This window comes from Gimesia chilikensis (genome assembly GCF_008329715.1).
GTDB lineage: Bacteria > Planctomycetota > Planctomycetia > Planctomycetales > Planctomycetaceae > Gimesia > Gimesia chilikensis.
This window is the reverse complement of record NZ_VTSR01000032.1, coordinates 237,901-258,377: the sequence shown is the minus strand read 5'-3', so window position 1 is coordinate 258,377 and position 20,477 is coordinate 237,901. Positions and strand designations below refer to the sequence as shown.

The following is a 20,477-nucleotide window of genomic DNA, read 5'->3' as shown; positions in this document are numbered from 1 at the left end:
AAATCACAGCGAGCAATCAAATCCTGTGTGAATCGATCTCCACCAAACTGCGAAATAACTGTTTATCCAATCTGGGATGAGTCATTTCAGGCGGCGATGATGCCCGGTGTTTCGTTGATAAAAAGACTTAACGATTCCCAGCCCGAGAACTCATGCGATATTGCCTGAAATTATACGAATTACAGCATGGTTGATTATTTAGAGCGAGTCGAGGATAAAGCTGCTGATGATGTCTGTCATATCCAAAGCCGCTCGTTGACCCAAGACCCGAAATATATGAAGCCGTGCCCTCCTTGAGGCTTTGCCAGACTCGCTATGTCCACAGCATGCTGACGATCTGTGACTTCAATGGACACAGTACAATGCCCCTGCTTCAACTCCCGGATACCAGTCTGGAGATGCTACCCTCAGAATCTGAGAAGAAGAAACGATGCTCTTTCATCCGTTCCAGAAGGTGAATGCCATCTTCGCCGTAAAGAAAAGTAATCGCTGTTTCTGAATAACCCTCAGCATGCAAAGTATCCGCAAACGCTTCAAATTCAACTTTGCTATCCAGGAAGCCGATCACTTTGCCAGTGGGACCATTAAGAGTTTGACCGTGGTCAACTGTCGGTTCATGTGTCATGTTAATGCTCCTGATTGTCGAATTTTGCGTCGATGGTCCATTCAAAATCCAGCTATTTATCGTAATGGCATTAAGAGGCCATGGACCAGTTGCAGTCATTTGTTATCTATGAGTTGAACTGCTGTTGTTCCTTTTTCTGCTGATGGATATTTCTGGTAGTTCCTTACCCCTTGCTGGATTACACCTTTTTTTCGACCTGCTACCAATCGATTTGGAGACAGTCGGACTCACTCCTTTGTCAACCGTGTCAGCGATCGTTGTTGATGTTGCAACAGGCGGCGCTGTCTGCGCACCGATCCGATTCAAACTGTTTCACCAGGTAGAGAAGACAGAATGTCCTGGCCAATCACCCTGGGGAAAACGATAATCATCAATAGATCTGATTCAACATTGCAGTGTTTATCACAACTGGCCTACTGCTCAAGCGCCACCGTTATGGTGAATACTCTTAAACTCAAGCTTTTCACTTGAATTCGCAAATTGCATACCAGTTTTGAAATCGCCCCGACATTTCCTGAAATTACAGAATATCGGTTGATTCATCACAAAAGTCTCACCGACAGGATCTTGCGGCGATCGGTCAGCAGTCACGTCGGTCTGGAATCAACCAGTTAAATTCCTTCAGCTTCTACGAATCCAGACCTCCTCATAGATGTCTCCTTTGGAGTCATGTGCCATCTGCCTCATATTTAATCTTCGTTATATTTCTGTTGAATTTGCCAGAAAGAGCTTCGCGTCATTTCTGTCAAAACCGGAACCGGGCATTGACAGAAATCGCGATTGGTTACTGCATCGCGGGTGACAAGTATTGCGGCTATTGACGTTAGAAATCGGTGCTGTTTGCTCAGAGATATCCGAATTTTACGCAAGGATCCAAGTTCAGATCAAAAAGATTTTTGGGGCAACACCGACTTCCGCCATGCACCTCTCCAGAGGAGTGATGTCCTGAATAGCCGATTTCACCAGTCGACTGAAGCGAGCCAGACCTGGGAATCGGGCTTTCCTGAGTCTGAATCAGGCAGGATCACCAGCTAACAATCGCCGCAGAGCAAAGACGCGAGATCCTGTTTCTTGCAGCCTGTCGAGGAGAATCCCTTCAGAAATTTATTCTCAATAATCAGTTGACTACGATAATCAACAGGTAACAGGCTTGTTTATCCGACAGGTATTTACATTGTGAATCGTGAGTTCATCCAGTGACCGCTTCTAAGCCAGAGTGGCTGCTGATCGCTCAAACTCGCGCTCTGTAAACGCAGCCTTTGAGAGGAAAGAGCCACGTTTCTACCGTCTTTCGAAGAGACTGAGTTTTTTCAAGCTTGGTATGAAGTTTGCAATAGTAAAGAGGTGGCAGGAATTAACACTTTCCCAGAAACGAAAGGAAGGAATGCAATGAAAGGCATTAGTTTCAGAGTATTGATCGCAGCGGCAGTACTGGGAATCAGCCCCCTGTTCCTGCCAGCTCAGCTACAGAAAGATGTGGATGTTGACCAACCGACTGCGGGAGCCAAAGCAGTACCGGGAGTTGGTAAAAATACGAAGGCAGGTACCAATACCAAAGTCGAAGGCTCAGTTCAATCGCAGGGCCAGAACGCGCTCGATAAAGATACAACTCCCACGCCACCGAGAACGAAATCTTCCGGAAAAGTACGGGGGCAGACCGATACGCAGCTGAAGGACAAAACGGACGCATATTTGCAGAACGGTGCTGATGCGCAGAACAAAACCGATGTGCAATTGCAAAATCAAAACGATGCAGACATGCCTCTGCGGCATCAGACGAACCGTCCCAATCTGGATGCCTCAGGACAGTTACAGGGGCAGGCGAATTCGCAGATCGATCCGATCGTTCTCGAAGGGACCGCGCACCTGGATATCGATGAAGCGACCCGGGCACGGTACCGCTTTCACAACGATCACTGGTGGTATCAGACGGAACAGGGTCGGTGGCTGATCGATAACAACGGTACGTGGCAGCCGTTTGATCCCGTATCTTACCGTAATCCGCGTTTTCAAATGAGAGGTCCGCAGACTTTCCAGGGTGATGAACCGCGGACTTTTCAAAATAATAGCTGTGATTTTCCTCAGGCCAGCACAGGAGACACAGATTTTGATGATGGTTCTCAGATCTACGGCAACTACTTTCGTCGTGGAAGATACCACAACAGACATCATGCCAGATATCATACCCGCCCCCGCTACTCTTATTATGGGTCTGGATATTACAGCGGCTACTACAATCCTGGCTATTATTACAGTAGCTACAACAATCCTGGTTATTATTACAGCGGCTACTATTATCCTGGGTATTCTCGGAGCTATTACAGTCCAGGCTACTATGTCAATGGCTATTATGGTAACTGGCTATGGTAACTAGGGAACCGGTTACTGTGGCGGGGCAGAGCGAAAGCAGCGGGGCGCTGCTGTGGGAACCGGCATTGGTGCTGAAGTAACAGACTAAAAAAGAAGTGGATTGCTCACAAGGATGAATCCGACCAGCCGACGTCGGTCGATTCGCGAAGGAGCGTCGAAAGGCGGATCAGCTATGGCCCTTAGCTGATCTGCCTTTTTTACTGTGTCTAGAGAGATCGGGCTGCTGGCTGTAAGTTTTAGCCCTGCTGTTTGTCACAATAATTTCGCGCGAGTACCCGCACCCAATGTTGTGATATTCTGCCAGGTTTCATTTCCACGGGGTCTTACAGTAAGAATCTACATAGAAACTGTGTTGACTGCCGAAAATGTTTCGCTTGGCAGCAATTCCTGGATCTCAACAACAGGAGAACAACCAAAGTGGCGAAAACTTACTTTCATCAGATACGGATGACCGCATTGGTAACAATCAAAAGCAATCCATGCCAAAAGTCGTTTCAGGTTTCTCCCTATGGTAAATCTCATTCACGTCTGCGTAAAAAATCCGCGACGGTCCGGAGGACCACACGTTTAAATTCGCGCAAACAAAGGCAAGACATAAGCAGGATTGTGCTCTCCGTGCTCTGTTGCCTGCTCCTGTCTCAACCATCCTCGGCACAGACATCCTCGAAACAGCAGGGAACCGCAGAACAGGCCCATCCCCTGTATGAGTTCACTATTTTAAACAAACAGAAGCAGGAGCAGACGCTGCAGGCAACTCAGGTTGTGGAGACCCGTGATGGAGGTGTCTTGATGCTGACTCGCGACGGACGCATGTTGAATGTGCCCCCCCAACAACTCAAACAGAGGCGACAACTGGATAAAATATTTACGCCGCTGGGAGAGTCAGAATTGGAACAGCAGTTGACCGAAGAGCTCGGCCCCGGTTTTACGTTCACCCGCACGAAGCATTTCATCCTCTGCAGCCAGGCCGACAAGCGTTATTCCCAGTGGTGCGGGTCTCTGTTCGAGCGGTTATATAAAGTGATGCGCAATTACTGGGACAGCAATGAGTTACTCCTGCATGAACCGCAGGTCCCACTGATCGCGATCATCTTCAAAGACCGCGCAGCGTTTGCAGCCTACGCCAGTCAGCATGTGAAGAAAGATGTGACTGACTTGCATGGCTATTATTCAAGCCAGTCCAACCGGATTGTGCTTTATGATCTTACCGCAGCCTCCAACGGGCAGCCCGCTTCTGCCGATGCCGACATCCTGGTAAAAATACGCAAATCGCCGTCTAGCATCGTCTCGGTGCTTCATGAATGCACGCATCAGATCGCTTTCAATATCGGCCTGCATACCCGCTACGCCGACAACCCGCTCTGGCTGACCGAAGGCATAGCCACCTTTTTTGAAACACCAAACCTGAATAGCAAAGCCGACTGGCAAACGGTGGGCCGACCGAACTCTCTGCGAATCAAGCAGTTCGTCGATTATGCCCGCTCCCGCAGGAAAGCCGATTCCCTGCAAACCCTGATCTCTTCGAATCAGCGATTTCAGAATCAGGAAACGCTTCTGGATGCCTATGCCGAAGCCTGGGCGTTTTCCTATTTCCTGATCAAGACCAGGCGCAGGGATTACGAAAAGTATCTGAAACTGATCGCCGACCGTAAGCCGCTGATCAAGGTCACATCCGAGGAGCAGCTGAAAGCATTTCAGACAGTATTTGGCAATGATCTGATGCTTCTTGATCAGCAATTCCTGAATTACATCCGGGAAATCGCCAACTGACCCCGGTTTATGAAATTTGCCATCCAAGGCTGCATTTCCTGCAGAAAGCTTCCGACGCTGACTAAGCGAACGGAGTGCCACGCCAGCGACTTATTTTCCAGATGCAGGTTGAGTCAGCAGGTGCCGTTTGTGGGCCAGACCTTCCCTCAGTACTCCGGTAAGAAACAGCGCGATTGGAAAGTGGACAAGCATGGGATGGCTCTCCCGGAGTACTGGAAGCGGCAGATCAATCTTGCCTCCCTGAGTTCATTTCTATCTGATGATTAACGGATAAAACGCTCCCACTTACCGTAAGATTCGTGTTTCGTGCCGCGAGGGAATGCCAGAAGCAGCACGAACAGACCTGCAACCGAGCTGGCGACGGCGTAGTTGAAACTGACCTCATTCAGCAGCCATGGTCCCAGGGCAACACTCAGTCCTAACAGGACATTCAGATATCGTCCAATACGCACCACCTCACCCATGCACACCACAGAGACCGTCAAAATCAGGGCCCCTCCCAGGTGCGCAACGTCTGCAGCGGTAGACTGGATGTCGATACCAAAAACGGTCGGACTGAACATCAACCATAGCCCCAGCATAGATGATAGAACCAGCGACCAGGGAAAGCTCATGCCCCAGATCGAGGCTTTGAACACCCGCCAAGGCTGTTCCGGGAATTTAACCAGTTTGGGCGAGCGCTCATCAGCGGTGCAGCCTTCGGCAGAGCCCCCTTTCCAGAAAATCAGCCACAGTGAACCATTACGATCCCCTCGGCGTTTCGCCTCGATCATGTGCTGCCCCATGGCGATTACCTCGTCGAATTCGAGTGGAATCATCGGCAGCATGATCGCTGCAGCAAGCAGACACATGGTGCACCAGTGATGCACCACTACCGGCTGGGAAATAACGAGAAAAATGTGAGTCAGCCCCAATGGAATTACCAGAATACCGAAGAACGCTACCATCCATGGCATCGTCCGCCAGCGAGTGGGACTTCCCATGTAGCCCATGAGAAATTCAAAAGTGTAAGCCAGACTCCCCAGAGCCCCGTCCGACAGAGGCCACATGTGTGACATATTCGAGTTGAGTACACGTTTCGTGCTTTCACCAAAGAACGGATCCCATGCGTGATCAATATAGCCCAGCTGGAATGCCGCCAGATACCGCGAAACGAGCCAGCCGGCAAACCCCGTGACAATCATAATCCAGCGCTGAGGCCAGCTTGAAGGATTATAACTCCATCCCGGAGGCGTAGGTGGTCCCATCTGCATATACATGATCATATTCGGCATACCGGGTATCAGAATCGTAAGCGCGATCAGCATTACACCGACAACAGTGCCGTTGAGATAAGCAGCAGCCGTGGGCGCCCAGAATAAAACAGGTGCCATGGAAAGCCAGATCCCAATGAAACAACAGATCCACAGGCTGACTGGTCGATTCGGCCTCAGCGCTCGCCAGCCAAAGATTAGCAGCAGCGCCCCACTGATCAGGTCACTCCAGGTCATTAGTGAAATCCGCAGACTGGTATGCAGATCCTCACTCAACCATACCCCCCGCTCACCACTGGGAACGACAACTCCCTTCCCATAACTGAAAGTCAACGGAGAGAGCATCACCCATGCTCCCAAGAGCAGAATCGTCCAGTAGACCCAAAGCGTCTGCTGATGATGCATGGCCAGCATTGCTCTGCGCTGCTCCTGATCCATCTCATGACCATCCATTTCCGAGTCACCGCCAGAATGATGCTGATGCATCTCCATTGGGCGTGTGACACCGCGCATACCCATACCACCATGCTCATGCTCCCCGTGATTATTTTTATTCTCAGTGTGCATTTTCTTACGCTCTAGTTCGCGATCCATGGTTTCCTCTTTCTTGAAGGTTGATGCAATTCCTTGCAGCCCCCTGCCCCAGTCAGACAAAATTCCTGTTTCTCAAAGATTCGGTTTATTTCTCGGATGATGATGCGTCTGATTACCTCAACTCTGCAACAATCACTGAGGACTGAATTTCAACGGACAATCATCGTGACAGGGACCGTTGCCATGAGAGGAGGATTGCTGAACCACGTCTCATACCATTGCCGCATTGAATCTCGCTGATCCGGACTCCCGCAGGCTCACTGACAGAGCCCTACCTTTTCTTTCAAGCTTCACGCATATAGTGTGCCAGTCGAATGCAACTCTCTCAGCAGTTCTCAGAGGCGACTCTTAAAAGCGGTTGTCACCGTCTATCCTTGCCTGATCGTGTCTGGCGGAACACGAGAAAAGCAAATCGAAAATAGTTTCTGAAAATTGCCAGCAGTTTCACTAAGCAATTACCGCACTTTCAAATTCTGTGTCCTTATAAAATGCATCCTCCAGCTTTGATTGTGATATGACAGAAATCCAAGCGCATCAGAATTTATCAGCTAAGCGAATATCCAGAAGAGGTGAATCTTGCTTGAAACAGTTCTTCTGTGGAAACCAGCATCTCGGAAACGAGAAGCTGGTATGCGATTTGCACCCTGCCCCTGCAGCCCGCCTTCATCCTGTTATTTTTGTTTATTCATCGCAAATCAGGGGTAGGTTTTCTGTATCGTGATGCGGATCCGGCTTACCCCTGAAGCATCCGGTTCGACATAAGACCTGAGACATGCCCCAGTTATTTCCACCAGCGGCTAACTCTATCATGCGCGCCACTTTGGGCCTGCTGGTGCTGTCAGGTATTGGTGCCCTATCGACCATGCTGATAGCTGCGCGATCACCCTTCATGACAGGTCAGGACCGGATTGTGGAACAGCCCATCCCCTTCAGCCATCAGCATCATGTGGGAGACGCAGGAATCGACTGCCGTTACTGTCATCAGGCAGTGGAAGACTCCCCTCGCGCCGGAGTTCCTTCAACCCAGATCTGTATGACCTGCCATCGTAAACTGTGGGACCAGAGCGAGATGCTGGCTCCCGTACGTAACAGCTGGCAGACAAACCGCTCACTCCACTGGCACCGCGTCCACGATCTTCCGGACTACGTTTTCTTTAATCACAGTATTCATATCCATAAAGGGATCGGCTGCTACAGTTGCCATGGCGACCTCTCTGCAATGCCTCTGACCAGACAAGCCAGCCCGCTCACGATGCAATGGTGCCTGGACTGCCATAAGAACCCGTCAAGTCAGGTCCGTCCCCGGTCACTGGTTTACGCGACAAAACCATTAAATTCACTTACGCATACTGCTGAATTTCGAAACGCCTATGCCGAGGTCACCGGGCAGCTCCCTGAAACCAGGCTCAGTCCACGAGAATTGTCCCATTTTCAGAATCAGCTGGCTCAACGTTACCAGTTGAAAAGCCTGACAGACTGTTACACGTGTCATCGCTGATGATGCTATTTCGAGCTCCTGGTGTGATTGTACCTGCCAGGATACACAGGATTAGAATTGAAGAAGAGAATGACTCGTAAAAAAGTTCCACAACCTGCAGATTCCCAGCTCCGGAAGACACTCTCTGGCCCAGACTGGTGGCGGAGTTTGGAAGAACTGGCGGACACCGAGGAATTTCGTGCTTACCTGCAACGTGAGTTTCCAGTCCAGGCCAGCGAATGGCTCCAATGTTCCCGTAGGGATTTTCTCTCCATTATGGGAGCTTCTTTTATTCTGGCCGGACTGAATGGATGCGACCTCCATCAGCCCGCGGAAGACATAGTTCCGGCAGTGCATCAGGTAAATCAAAATCACTCTGAAGGGCCGCTGTTTTTCAACACAGCCATTGAATTAAGTGGTTCCGTACTTGGCCTGACTGTCGAAAGTCAGATGGGGCGTCCCATCAAAATTGAAGGCAACCCGCAGCACCCGATCAGCCGCGGCGCCACAAACGTCTTTGCTCAAGCAGCGACTCTGAACCTGTACGACCCGGACCGCCTGCAGAACTTTCACCGAAATCAAAAACTGGTTGCGCAGAACTCCTGGACGCGAGAACTGCAGGCCCTCAGATCGCACTTCGATGAGACCAACGGGGCGGGGCTCAGAATTCTGACTCAGACCTCCACCAGCCCTACACAGCTGCGTCTGCTGCATCGCGTGGTCGCACGCTGGCCAGAGGCCCGCTGGTACTGCTATGAACCGGTCAATGATGATCAACGTCGCTCCGGTACAGCACTGGCACTGGGTACAGAAGCAGCCACGCTGCAACCAGTTCACGATCTGAAAGCGGCAGATGTAATCCTGTCGGTCGATGACGATTTTCTTCAGGCCCGCGATCAGCCTCTACACCAGATCCGGGAGTTCGCAGAACGTAGACGAATTGCCGGCCGGGAAGAACCTTCCAGGGCTTTTAAACCCAACCGACTATATGCTCTAGCTACCGCCCCCACATTAACCGCAGCCAAAGCCGACCATGCACTCCGCACCGATCCGGGAACGATCGTCTCACTACTGACGAGTATCGCCAGAGAGCTGGGAGTTGAGTTCCTCAACGAACAGGATCAGCAACGGGTCGATCAGAGGGCCCCCGCGCGTTCCACACGAACAGCGGTATGGCTGAAACGGGTCGTCTCAGATTTGAAAAAGGCTGGTGCAAACTGTCTGGTCACCGCAGGACGAGAGCAGCCCCCCCTGGTGCATGCCCTCGTGCATGTCCTCAACTCGCAGCTGAAGAACGATGGGGTCACCACTCACTTTTATCCGTCAATGCAGAACCGTCCCGATACAGGCGTTTCTGATACTGATATGCTCCGTGCTCTTACTGACGAAATGCAATCTGGTCAGGTGAAAGACCTGTTCATTCTGGGAGGGAACCCGGTTTTCGATGCCCCCGCTGATATCCCATTCTCAGCCGCTCTCAACGAGGTTCCCCGCAGCTATGCACTGACAAGCGTGCCTACCGAGACGTCTCAACGCTGTCTCTGGAGTATCCCCGATCGTCACTTCCTGGAACGCTGGGGAGATGTTCGGAGCGTTGAAGGTACTGCCAGCATTGTTCAGCCTCTAATCTCTCCCTTGTACTCAGGAATCTCCGCACTGGAACTGCTCGGTATTCTTGTCGAAGAGTCCGACCAGGGTTATCAACTCGTGCGTGAAACCTGGTCGGATCAACTGGGCCGCGAACCAGCGGCAGAGGCCTGGTCCCAGGCCCTGGCAGAAGGTCTGATTCCCGGAACGGCTCTACAGCCGGTATCTCCCGCACTCGCAGATTCCGTTTCCCGGCAGATTTCGGCTGCAATGAAAGAATATGTCGAGGAATTTCAAGCCGACCCGAATCGGTTGACGCTGAGCTTCCGCCCCGATCCTGCGATCTGGGACGGTCGGTTTATTAATAATGGCTGGCTGCAGGAACTGCCCAAACCTCTCAGTACACTCACGTGGGATAATACCGCCTGGCTGTCAGTAGGTGATGCAGAGAGACGGGACCTCAAAAACGGTGACCTGATTATCATCAGCGACGGAGAACAGGAATGTACACTTCCCGTCTGGATCATGCCGGGACAACCCGACGGCTGTATCACTACTACACTGGGCTATGGCAGATCAGTTACCGGTCGGGTTGGATCTAAAACCGGTTTTAATATTTATCCCATGAGAACCAGTCTGCAGATGTGGTTCCGGCCCGCCGTCATGGTTACCAAAACTCAGAAACGCTACTCACTGGCTGCAACACAGCTGCATCACCTGATGGAAGGCAAACATCTGGTACGCTCGGGAACCTGGTCAGAGTATCAAAACAATCCGGAACGCCCTGAGTTTGCCCATCCGCCATCTCCCCTGCCCGAATCCTCATTCTACGAGGACTGGCCATATGAGGGACATCGCTGGGGCATGACTATCGATTTGACGGCCTGCGTCGGCTGTGCCGCCTGCATGGTGGCGTGTCAGTCCGAGAATAATATCCCGGTCGTTGGGAAGCAGCAAGTGATCCTGAATCGGGAAATGCACTGGATTCGCGTGGACACCTATTACGAAGGCGCCGAAGCCGACCCCTCGCAGACCCTGTCCCAGCCGGTTCCCTGCATGCATTGTGAGGATGCACCCTGCGAAGTCGTCTGCCCGGTCGCTGCTACGACACACAGCGAGGAAGGCCTCAACCAGATGGTTTACAACCGCTGCGTAGGCACCCGCTACTGCAGCAATAACTGTCCCTATAAAGTCCGGCGTTTCAACTTTCTGGATTTTTCTGAGAAAGCCTTCGAAGATCCTTCACTGCATCTGTTAACTAACCCCGACGTCACCGTCCGCAGCCGGGGCGTGATGGAAAAGTGCACCTACTGCGTGCAGCGAATCGAAGAGAATAAGATCAGGGCACAGCGAGAAGACCGTGCTTTGCACGACGGTGAGATCGTCACTGCCTGTCAGTCCGCCTGTCCAGCGCAGGCGATCCAGTTCGGAGATTTAAATCTGCCCGGCAGTCGCGTGAAAGAGGGCCGCGAGCACGCCTTAAATTATTCTTTGCTGGAAGAATTGAATACGAAGCCGCGGACCACTTATCTGGCTGAAGTGACAAACCCCCATCCAGGTGATGACTCATGAGCAGAACTTCTAAAACCCGGGACCATCTGCTGCCCGCAGATGCGACTTATGAGTCCGTCAGCGATCAGGTCAGTCGGATAGTGCTCCGCGAACCTGTACCTGCTTCCTGGAAATTCGGGTTTCTGATCGGTCTGATCATGCTGCAGATTCTCTTGATCGGCATAGGCTGGCTGTTTGTGTATGGTGTTGGCATCTGGGGAATTAATATTCCAGTCGGCTGGGGTCTGGCGATTATCAATTTTGTCTGGTGGATTGGTATTGGCCATGCTGGAACATTAATTTCTGCGATCCTGCTGTTATTGCATCAGGAATGGAGGACCAGCATTAATAGAATTGCAGAGGCCATGACTCTGTTCGCAGTTGCCTGTGCCGGTCTTTTTCCGATTCTCCACCTGGGTCGTCCTAAATTCTTTTACTGGCTGGTTCCGTACCCGGCCACAACCAACATGTGGCCGCAGTTTCGCAGCCCTCTTATCTGGGATTTTTTTGCGATCTCCACGTATGCCACCGTTTCATTCGTTTTCTGGTATCTGGGCATGGTCCCCGATCTGGCTACCATGCGGGATCGCGCACACTCCCGTATCGTTGCCCGGATCTATGGTGTACTGGCACTGGGCTGGCGCAACTCGGCCCGACACTGGCACCACTATCAGAAACTCTACCTCATCCTGGCGGGGCTTGCGACTCCCCTGGTTGTTTCCGTACATACCACCGTCAGCTGGGATTTCTCGGTCGGAATTGTATCCGCCTGGCATTCGACAGTCTTCCCCCCTTACTTCGTCGGTGGGGCCATCTTCTCAGGCTTCGCCATGGTACTGTTAATCACTATTCCGCTGCGTCGGATCTACCATGTGAAAGATCTGATCACAGAGAAACATCTCGATGCGATGGCGAAAATCATGCTCGCTTCAGGCATGGTTGTCTCCTACGGTTACCTGATGGATGCCTATGTGGCCTGGTATCGCAATGAGCCGTTTGACAGTTACATCTATACCGATCGTTTCAGCGGACCCTACGACTACTGTTATTGGGGACTGGTAATCTGCAACTGCATCATCCCGCAGGCGCTCTGGTTTCCTCACGTCCGCCGGAACACATGGCTGCTGTTTACCATTTCCATCTTTATTCAGATCGGAATGTGGCTGGAACGCTTTATTATTATTTCGCTGAGTCTGCACCGTGATCATCTTCCCTCGGACTGGTCGATGTATTATCCCACGATCTGGGACTGGGCCCTGCTGATCGGAACAGCGGGTCTGTTCCTGGTTTTGATGCTGTTATTCCTCCGACTGCTCCCCTCGATTTCCATGTCAGAGATGCGGGAACTCGTACATCAGAAAGGAGATTCTCACCATGACCCCTCCTGAGCATAATGAGCAAAAACGGACTGTGAATGTTTCCACTCAGATCCAACATGACGCCGGACAGTTATTCGGGCTGCTCGCGCAGTTTCCTTCCGAGCAGGAACTGATTGCCGCCACTCAGAATTTCTCTGAGTCAGGCTACCGCTCTCTGGATGCATTTTCCCCCTTCCCGCTGGAGGAACTCTCAGAGGCGCTCCAGCTGAAACGTTCCCGGGTCGCTCCCATTGTATTCGCCGGCGGCCTGATCGGTGGCGTTTCCATCTATGCACTCGAATACTGGATTAACCTGTTTGCCTATCCGCTGAATGTGGGAGGGAGACCGCTACACAGTTGGATCTCTTTCATTCCACCGACGTTCGAGTGCACGGTGCTGCTAGGCTCACTGGCAGGTGCCTGCGGCATGCTCTGGCTGTGTGGCCTCCCTCGACTGAACCATCCCGTCTTTGAGGTAGATGCTTTTCAGCGCGCCAGCACCGACGGCTGGTTTCTCTGTATACAGGCGGAGGACGATCACTTTGATCCACAAATCTCCCGACAGTTACTCTTCAGTTGCGGGGCCAGGGAGGTATGGGATGTCCCTGAAATCAAGTACTAAAAGCCATCAAATCATGCGGAAAGGCGTTACCTGTGGTCATCCTGCCCGAAAGCTGACGAGATGCGTCTGCCTGAGCCTGCTGGTCAGTCTCTCCGCCGGTTGTGCACAGAAAATGATGAATCAGCCCCGGGTCGATCCTCAGGAAGCCACAACATTCTGGGGAAACAAAAGTTCCATGCGACCATTGCCGGCACACACCGTTCCGGCGAATGAAATGATATCCCGGCAGATGGGACAGCCGCATGCTCAACTCTGGAAGATCCCCTCTGATCAAAAACAGACTGTTCCACCGGAAACGATTGACGAGCTCCAGATCCCTGCTTTGCCGTCATATCTATCTGATAATGCAGAACTCAGGGAGACACTGCAGCGGGGACAGTCGCGGTATCAGATCTGGTGTCTTCCCTGTCATGGAATGCTGGGGGATGGGAATGGTGAAGTCGCCCGCCGCGGTTACTATTATCCTGCCAGTTTCCATACGCCCCGTCTACGTGCACAATCTCCCGCTTATTTTTATGCCGTCATCACTCAAGGTAGGAAAACCATGCCCGCTTACAGCGATATGCTCTCTCCTCGCGACCGCTGGGCGATCGCGGCTTACGTACGTGCCCTGCAACTCAGTCAATCTGCCCCAACTTCGCTGTTAATGGAAACAGACCTCAAACAACTTAATTTGACACCATGAATACCACACTGGCCACACATCCTGATTTTGGAGCACGTACCAGAAAAATGTTGCTGGCAGTAACCGCTGCTGCGCTGGCACTCAGCGGCCTGGTGGGATTTGTTTCCCCCAGAGAATTTTTCCTGTCATGGCTGATGGCGGTCTTATGGCCCTGGAGCATTTCTCTGGGGAGCCTGACACTGCTGCTGATCCCCATACTCACCGGGGGACGCTGGAGCAAACCGGTCTGGAGTCGGCTGGTTCTGCATGCCCGCTTAATGCCGGTGGTTGCACTGTTGTTTGTACCGGTTCTGCTGGGAATCCCGGAAATTTACCCGTGGTCAAATTCTGATTTCTTCGCAGGTCTGGAACTCGTCAGTCATCGACAATGGTTCCTGCAGCCTGTGTTTTATGTCGCACGGACAGTGCTTTATTTCATCATCTGGTTCGTTTTGATCTGGTTGGTAGCTGGCACCATGTGGCGAACTCGTCAAAAAAAGATTTCCGCCGAGGAGCAGATCCTGATTGCGGGAGGACAGGCAACGGCCGGTTTGGGCTTAATCGCAATCCTGATTTCTGTCACTTGGGCTGCCATGGATTGGATCATGTCACTCGATCCGTTTTTCATGTCTACTATGTTTGGCGCCCTGTTAGGGATGGGAGCTTTACTTGCCGCGCTGGCAGCTGCAATCGCGGGGAAAGTATTCTGGCCTTTAAGCGACGATTACCACACCAATCCCAAAATCTGGAACGATCTGGGAAATCTGCTACTCGCCTTCGTGATGCTCTGGGCTTATCTTTCTCTGGCCCAGTTCCTGATCATGTGGTCGGGAAATCTCCCCCAGGAAGCAGCCTTCTATCAGAGACGACTGGCTGGCAGTTGGTCCTGGATCACGCCAGTATTGGCGACAGCTGGTTTTTTCATTCCGCTTGTCTGCCTGCTCTCAAGGGATTTCAAACAGGATCCGGTCAAGCTGGGATCGCTGGCACTGTTTCTGCTGCTGGTTCGGCTGGTAGAACTATCATGGATGGTGCTCCCTGGCGGGCATCTGACTCCGCCAACAGGTCTTCACTGGTCCCTGATACCGGCTTTGACGGCCGTCAGCGGCTGCTATCTCCTGGCCATGGAACTGGTGATTCACCACGATGCGCGTCGATCAGAATGATTCAACAAAGAAGGCACAGATATATGACTGATTTTCATAAGCCTGATTCAAAACGAAACAACCATCAGGATCACTCGCCTGAGCCTGAAGGGTTAAATTCTCTCGGAATCTGGGGAGCAACCGGCGGTATATTGCTCATGCTGCTGATTTGCCTGGGAGTGATCAAGCTTACTATCCACCAGTTTTCCACGGGTTTCCCTCTGGAGCATGCAGATCAGGCGTGGCAACAGCAACAGTCTTCACCGGGTGTCGCTCCGAATCAGGCTTATGATCGTCAACGCCAGCAAAGCCGTGAGGCACAGATTCTCGACTCTTACGCCTGGCAGGATGCGGAACATCAGCGGGCTCGGATTCCGCTTGAACGTGCAATCGAGCTGCTGTCTGAACAGGGTCTGCAGGCATTTCCTGAAGATACAGATCAGCAGTCGGGGGATCAGCAGCCATGAACACCTCATTTCGCTTACTGCCCGAAATTGCCTCAAGTGGGGGAAGTGAGATCGATCTACTGGCGCTGGCGCTCTTGGGAGTTTCGACTCTGTTTTCTTTAGGAATTGCAGTCGCCCTGTTTTATTTTGTAGTGCGGTATTACCACACCCGAGAAGTCAACCGGAGTTCCGGCTGGATGGAACGTCATCATATCGCTGTTGAAATCGGCTGGACGATCGTTCCCCTGCTGATCCTGCTGATCTTTTTCGGCTGGGGGGCTGCAGTCTATGTTCGAGGTCATCAGCCCCCTGCTGACACGACAAACGTCTATGTCGTTGCCAAGCAGTGGATGTGGAAAATCGGCCATGAGCAGGGGAGACGGGAAATCAATCAGTTACACGTGCCCGTCGGTCAACCCGTGCGCCTCACTATGATCTCGGAAGATGTGATTCACAGTTTCTTTGTGCCTGCCTTCCGTACGAAACAGGATGTCCTGCCGGCCCGTTACACAACGCTCTGGTTTCGCCCCACAAAAACCGGTATTTATCATTTGTTTTGTGCGGAATATTGCGGCACCAGTCATTCCGCGATGCGGGGTACCGTTGTCGTCCAGTCACCCGAAGAGTATGAACAATGGCTGGCCGCAGGGGATAAACTTTCCCCTGAACAACAGGGAAGACGACATCTGACCGCTTTCGGGTGTCTGCAGTGTCACGATTCGGTCGAAGGAAATCGCAGCGGGCCTCCGCTGGCTGGCCTGTATGGCAGCCAGGTTCGAATTGACAGCGGTGAAACCGTCGAAGCAGATGCCCGCTTTATCCGCAATGCGATCGTGAATCCCCAATTACAGATTCACAAAGGCTATGAAAAGCTGATGCCCAGCTATCAGTCGCGTCTGACTCCGGAGCAGATCCTGCAGATCACCGCGTACCTGAAATCGATTGCTAATGTCAGCGGGCCGATCCCTGCTTCAGAGAACAATAAGTCGGTCATGACTCGCAATCAAAATACGTCAACACAGGATGAACAGTAAATAAAACCAGACCGCTCACAGACTACGAACGTGAATCAATCAAATGACCACGAATCAATCCTATTTAAATCAAGGCACGACTTTGCGATCCTGGTTAATCACCCTGGATCACAAACGGATTGCCATTCTGTATATGCTCTCGCTGACATTCTTCTTTTTTGTCGGCGGAGCAGCTGCAGTGCTGTTTCGTCTGGAACTGATTACACCACAGGGCGATCTACTCTCAGCCGATACCTATAATCGTTTGTTTTCCCTGCATGGGATTATCATGGTCTGGTTTTTCCTGATCCCCGCGGTACCCAATGTACTGGGGAATTTTCTGGTCCCGCTGATGATTGGCGCCCGCGATCTCGCCTTCCCCCGCTTGAACCTGCTGAGCTGGTACCTGTTCATAGCAGGGGGACTGTTTACGCTGTATGTCGTGATTGCCGGCGGCGTGGATACAGGCTGGACATTCTACACGCCCTACAGCAGCACCTACGCCAATTCGCATGTGATCCTGGCGGCGACCGGCGTCTTTATAACGGGTTTTTCATCCATCCTCACCGGCCTGAACTTTATCGTAACGATACACACCATGCGTTGTCCCGGAATGAAATGGTTCCGACTGCCACTGTTTATCTGGTCGACGTATGCCACCAGTCTGATCATGGTGCTGGCCACTCCCGTTCTGGCGGTGACGCTAGCGCTGATGGCCGTCGAGCGGCTACTGGGAGTCGGGGTTTTTGATCCGGGAATCGGCGGGGATCCGCTGTTATTCCAGCATCTGTTCTGGTTTTACTCACATCCTGCGGTGTACATCATGATTCTGCCTGGCATGGGAGTCATCAGTGAAATCATTCCCTGCTTCGCCCGCAAGCGGATTTTTGGATACGAATTCATCGCCATGGCAAGCCTGGCGATCGCGATCCTGGGCTTTCTGGTCTGGGGACATCACATGTTCGTCAGCGGACAGTCCTTATATGCAGGATTGTTTTTCTCACTGCTGAGCATGCTGGTTGCGGTTCCCTCTGCTGTCAAAGTCTTCAACTGGACTGCCACACTTTATAAGGGACGTATTTCACTATCTACCCCCATGCTCTATGCGCTGGGTTTCATAGGTCTGTTTACAATTGGCGGTCTGACCGGCATCTGCCTGGCGACATTGGCTTTCGACGTGCACGTACACGACACCTATTTCATCATCGCTCATTTTCATTACATCATGGTGGGGGGGATGGTCATGGCCTATCTGGGGGGCCTGCACTTCTGGTGGCCAAAAATGACGGGACGACTCTATTCGGAATGGCTGGGACGCATCAATGCACTGATCGTCTTTGCCGGTTTCAACATGACTTTCTTTCCCCAGTTTATTCTGGGCTACCTGGGAAATCCACGACGCTATCACACCTACCCCGGCGAATTCCAGGTCTTTCATGTCATGAGCACACTCGGCGCTTCGATCCTGGGCATCGGATATCTACTTCCCCTGCTCTATCTGCTCTGGTCACTAAAATATGGTCAACGGTCCGACAGTAACCCCTGGCAGGCTACCGGACTGGAATGGACTACCACATCTCCCCCTCCGGAGCACAATTTCAAGGATCCGCCTCGCGTAACAGAACCCGCTTATCAATACAGCACAACGGGAGCCGAATCACTTGAAAACACGGACAGGAAACTGAGTCAGCCATGAATAAAAACGCGACTTTAGTTGCCATGCAATTTGACAACAGCGAACAAGAGCACTCGGCGGCTCTACTGGGGATGTGGATCTTCCTGGCTACTGAAGTATTGTTCTTTGGAGGCCTGTTTGTCGCATATACCGTTTATCGCTACGAGTACCCTGCAGCCTTCCAGGCGGGCAGCAAACATCTGGCGATCTGGTCGGGAGCCGTCATGACAGGATTTCTGCTGCTGGGCAGTCTGCTGGTCGCAATCTCGGAAGAGGTCTTTGAGCAGGATCATTATCGTCAGGTCTTCTGGAATCTGCTGATCACGGCAGGATTAGGTGTTCTGTTTTTGAGCCTGGAGTTTTATGAGTACCACGATCTCATCGGTCATAACCTCTTTCCGGGAGACGAATTCGAATGGCCGGCAAAACAGGCTGCCCCCTTGTCGGGCCGCTCCACCGAGATTTTCTTCGTACTCTTTTTCTGTATGACAGGTCTGCATGCCCTTCATATGCTCATTGGAATCAGCCTCGTAATCGGGCTGGCAATCTGGTTCCATAATACGAAAGCTCCCGCTCAGCTCAAAAATCAGTTGACCGTGATCGGCCTGTACTGGCACTTTGTGGATATTATCTGGGTCTTTCTGTTTCCGCTGTTTTATCTGGTCTGAAAAATTCTCTCTGTTTAAAAAACACATTCTAAGCGAGCAATTGACATCATGCCAAAGGAGACAACAACTCATTCAGACCGACACGCCTCGACACCGCAACTGGTCTGGACCTGCGTGCTGCTCATGGCCCTGCTGCTTCTGACCGTGGGGCTGTTTCAACTGCCTCTGGGAGCAGCGCATCTGATCGCCGGTCTCACCATCGCAGTTCTGAAAACACTGCTGATCGTATCTGTATTTATGAATTTAAGATGGGGCGTCAGTGTGCTGCGTTTGACTGCAATTGCGGGTGTCTTGTGGCTGGCCTTCGCTATTCTGGGAGTCATGACTGATTACCGAACGCGAGGTCTGGAAGAGACAATTGAACCAGGCCTGGAACCAGCGACCCATTATTCTGCCAGTGATCACGTTTCCCCTGCAGAAACGGACTGACTCAGTCCGGGCTGCTCTCTGCTTGACTCCCCTGCTGAAGACGCCACACCAGCCACACCAGTCCAATGAGCGTAAGTCCTCCCAGAATACGAATGGCCCACTGGACTGCGCTGCCCAAGCGTCCCGTCGTCGGATCGTATAAATAACAGGTCAGAAACGAATTCGTGGAAGGCTGCGTCACCTCCGACTGTCGGGCGGCGTCGATTGCCCGGGACAGTTCACGAGGTGCATAACTGACCCCATCCAGGTAGCCGGTGATCACTCCCTCGCCGGAGAGTAACACCAGACCGCTGGCATGCGCATACTGCTGCAGTTCTTCATCCCAGCGTGCCTTAAACCCGACAGCGCCGGTCAGTCGATCAATTTCGGACTGAGACCCGGTAAGACAGGACCAGCCTTCGCCTCCTGGTGTTCGATCGTATTTCTGAATCAGTCGCTGTCGCGCCCGGGCTGCTTTCTCAGGTGTGTCCTGCGGATTGAAACTGACCAGCAGCACCCGGTAATCCTCACCCACGGTCTCCGGTAATTCATTGGCCGCTCGCACCAAACCATCTGCTGAAAGTTTACAGAGCATCGGACAGTCAAAATAGACCAGACACAGCACGGTGGGCTGCTGCCCCAGCGCTGTACGAATAGTAAGTTCCTGACCGGTATGATCTGTAAAAACCGTCTCCAGCGGAAGCGTTTTACCAGTGTTGGGGGTGATTCCAGCCTCTTTTAAAATCTTACGAGGCGTCTCTGCAGTTGCTTCACCGGGTAAGCATCCCCATCCAGACAGCGTGACAAGACACGCCAGAATAAAATTCCGCTGCTCACAATAACAATCGTAAAACACACCTGATTCCGCTGAAATTAATAACCCTGATTCGTAATTTCTACTCGCTGTTTGCAGCCTCTCGGAAATCATCAATCACTCAATCTGTTTTACAATAAATAGAAGCCCATGTAAAACTGAAACCTGTTTTACATCGATCAGCTGCAATTCCCTACTGTGAATATTCAGAGCGTTTCACCAGCTTTTCAATCACATTCCCCACTTGCTCTCTCTCACGATGCTTTCCCCTTTTTTCAGTCCTTTTAATCTGAGTTTGCAGATTCCCCTTCCCAATATCCAGAGCAGTTAACCTGTCCCCTTGAATGACACCATTCACAATAAATAACCTTCCGCTGCTCTCATGACTGCTATCGGATCTACGATCACGATAATTTCCTGTCCGACATGATGTCCGA

16 protein-coding genes are annotated in these 20,477 nt (G+C 51.8%); 13 read left to right on the top strand and 3 right to left on the bottom strand.

Translation table 11 applies throughout. The features are described 5' to 3' along the window. Positions 1-373: 373 nt before the first annotated feature. Positions 374-625: a hypothetical protein gene (locus tag FYZ48_RS25805; protein ID WP_149345408.1), complete on the bottom strand. Its 252-nt coding sequence runs from the start codon at positions 623-625 to the stop codon at positions 374-376. Positions 626-2,014: 1,389 nt separating this feature from the next. Between FYZ48_RS25805 and FYZ48_RS29370 the strand changes: the two genes are divergently transcribed. Next, positions 2,015-2,995 (top strand): hypothetical protein, encoded by a 981-nt coding sequence (locus FYZ48_RS29370; RefSeq protein WP_187782224.1) that lies wholly within the window; start codon positions 2,015-2,017, stop codon positions 2,993-2,995. A gap of 615 nt (positions 2,996-3,610) precedes the next feature. Further along, positions 3,611-4,765: a DUF1570 domain-containing protein gene (locus tag FYZ48_RS25795; protein ID WP_187782223.1), complete on the top strand. Its 1,155-nt coding sequence runs from the start codon at positions 3,611-3,613 to the stop codon at positions 4,763-4,765. Positions 4,766-5,028: 263 nt separating this feature from the next. Here FYZ48_RS25795 and FYZ48_RS25790 read toward each other — a convergent pair whose 3' ends face one another. Next, positions 5,029-6,612, bottom strand: coding sequence for a vitamin K epoxide reductase family protein (locus FYZ48_RS25790; protein ID WP_198422282.1), 1,584 nt, complete (start codon positions 6,610-6,612; stop codon positions 5,029-5,031). A gap of 808 nt (positions 6,613-7,420) precedes the next feature. Between FYZ48_RS25790 and FYZ48_RS25785 the strand changes: the two genes are divergently transcribed. The 11 genes from FYZ48_RS25785 (at position 7,421) to FYZ48_RS25735 (ending at position 19,247) form a co-directional block, all read left to right on the top strand. Continuing rightward, positions 7,421-8,110, top strand: a complete 690-nt coding sequence (locus tag FYZ48_RS25785) for a cytochrome c3 family protein (protein ID WP_198422281.1) — start codon at positions 7,421-7,423, stop codon at positions 8,108-8,110. A 69-nt stretch (positions 8,111-8,179) separates the two neighbouring features. Beyond that, on the top strand, positions 8,180-11,248 hold the full coding sequence (locus FYZ48_RS25780) for a TAT-variant-translocated molybdopterin oxidoreductase (protein WP_149345405.1): 3,069 nt from the start codon (positions 8,180-8,182) through the stop codon (positions 11,246-11,248). Further along, positions 11,245-12,615, top strand: coding sequence for an NrfD/PsrC family molybdoenzyme membrane anchor subunit (gene nrfD / locus FYZ48_RS25775; RefSeq protein ID WP_149345404.1), 1,371 nt, complete (start codon positions 11,245-11,247; stop codon positions 12,613-12,615). The genes FYZ48_RS25780 and nrfD overlap by 4 nt, the downstream gene beginning before the upstream one ends. After that, entirely contained in the window at positions 12,602-13,207 is a 606-nt protein-coding gene (locus tag FYZ48_RS25770) for a DUF3341 domain-containing protein (RefSeq protein ID WP_149345403.1), read from the top strand. Before nrfD ends, FYZ48_RS25770 begins: the two co-directional genes overlap by 14 nt. Further along, positions 13,185-13,892 carry a c-type cytochrome gene (locus tag FYZ48_RS25765; protein WP_187782222.1) on the top strand — a complete coding sequence of 236 codons (708 nt, stop codon included), beginning with the start codon at positions 13,185-13,187 and terminating at the stop codon, positions 13,890-13,892. The genes FYZ48_RS25770 and FYZ48_RS25765 overlap by 23 nt, the downstream gene beginning before the upstream one ends. Then, complete coding sequence (locus FYZ48_RS25760; RefSeq protein ID WP_149345401.1) at positions 13,889-15,037, top strand: hypothetical protein; 1,149 nt, start codon at positions 13,889-13,891, stop codon at positions 15,035-15,037. Before FYZ48_RS25765 ends, FYZ48_RS25760 begins: the two co-directional genes overlap by 4 nt. 23 nt (positions 15,038-15,060) lie before the next feature. Further along, entirely contained in the window at positions 15,061-15,483 is a 423-nt protein-coding gene (locus FYZ48_RS25755) for a hypothetical protein (protein WP_149345400.1), read from the top strand. Then, entirely contained in the window at positions 15,480-16,496 is a 1,017-nt protein-coding gene (coxB, locus tag FYZ48_RS25750; protein WP_149345399.1) for a cytochrome c oxidase subunit II, read from the top strand. Before FYZ48_RS25755 ends, coxB begins: the two co-directional genes overlap by 4 nt. A gap of 43 nt (positions 16,497-16,539) precedes the next feature. Further along, on the top strand, positions 16,540-18,171 hold the full coding sequence (gene ctaD, locus FYZ48_RS25745) for a cytochrome c oxidase subunit I (RefSeq protein WP_149345398.1): 1,632 nt from the start codon (positions 16,540-16,542) through the stop codon (positions 18,169-18,171). Next, positions 18,168-18,818 carry a cytochrome c oxidase subunit 3 gene (locus FYZ48_RS25740; RefSeq protein WP_149345397.1) on the top strand — a complete coding sequence of 217 codons (651 nt, stop codon included), beginning with the start codon at positions 18,168-18,170 and terminating at the stop codon, positions 18,816-18,818. Before ctaD ends, FYZ48_RS25740 begins: the two co-directional genes overlap by 4 nt. 48 nt (positions 18,819-18,866) lie before the next feature. Continuing rightward, complete coding sequence (locus tag FYZ48_RS25735; protein ID WP_149345396.1) at positions 18,867-19,247, top strand: cytochrome C oxidase subunit IV family protein; 381 nt, start codon at positions 18,867-18,869, stop codon at positions 19,245-19,247. A gap of 1 nt (position 19,248) precedes the next feature. Here FYZ48_RS25735 and FYZ48_RS25730 read toward each other — a convergent pair whose 3' ends face one another. Further along, positions 19,249-20,082 carry an SCO family protein gene (locus tag FYZ48_RS25730; protein WP_149345395.1) on the bottom strand — a complete coding sequence of 278 codons (834 nt, stop codon included), beginning with the start codon at positions 20,080-20,082 and terminating at the stop codon, positions 19,249-19,251. Between the last annotated feature and the right edge of the window lie 395 nt (positions 20,083-20,477).

Coding starts and splice junctions, on each gene's coding strand:
- nrfD (WP_149345404.1), top strand. CDS start 11,245: ATGAGCAGAACTTCTAAAACCCGGGACCATCTGCTGCCCGCAGATGCG.
- FYZ48_RS25805 (WP_149345408.1), bottom strand. CDS start 625: ATGACACATGAACCGACAGTTGACCACGGTCAAACTCTTAATGGTCCC.
- FYZ48_RS25765 (WP_187782222.1), top strand. CDS start 13,185: ATGTCCCTGAAATCAAGTACTAAAAGCCATCAAATCATGCGGAAAGGC.
- FYZ48_RS25755 (WP_149345400.1), top strand. CDS start 15,061: ATGACTGATTTTCATAAGCCTGATTCAAAACGAAACAACCATCAGGAT.
- coxB (WP_149345399.1), top strand. CDS start 15,480: ATGAACACCTCATTTCGCTTACTGCCCGAAATTGCCTCAAGTGGGGGA.
- FYZ48_RS29370 (WP_187782224.1), top strand. CDS start 2,015: ATGAAAGGCATTAGTTTCAGAGTATTGATCGCAGCGGCAGTACTGGGA.
- FYZ48_RS25735 (WP_149345396.1), top strand. CDS start 18,867: ATGCCAAAGGAGACAACAACTCATTCAGACCGACACGCCTCGACACCG.
- FYZ48_RS25770 (WP_149345403.1), top strand. CDS start 12,602: ATGACCCCTCCTGAGCATAATGAGCAAAAACGGACTGTGAATGTTTCC.
- FYZ48_RS25760 (WP_149345401.1), top strand. CDS start 13,889: ATGAATACCACACTGGCCACACATCCTGATTTTGGAGCACGTACCAGA.
- FYZ48_RS25790 (WP_198422282.1), bottom strand. CDS start 6,612: ATGGATCGCGAACTAGAGCGTAAGAAAATGCACACTGAGAATAAAAAT.
- FYZ48_RS25785 (WP_198422281.1), top strand. CDS start 7,421: ATGCGCGCCACTTTGGGCCTGCTGGTGCTGTCAGGTATTGGTGCCCTA.
- FYZ48_RS25780 (WP_149345405.1), top strand. CDS start 8,180: ATGACTCGTAAAAAAGTTCCACAACCTGCAGATTCCCAGCTCCGGAAG.
- FYZ48_RS25740 (WP_149345397.1), top strand. CDS start 18,168: ATGAATAAAAACGCGACTTTAGTTGCCATGCAATTTGACAACAGCGAA.
- ctaD (WP_149345398.1), top strand. CDS start 16,540: ATGACCACGAATCAATCCTATTTAAATCAAGGCACGACTTTGCGATCC.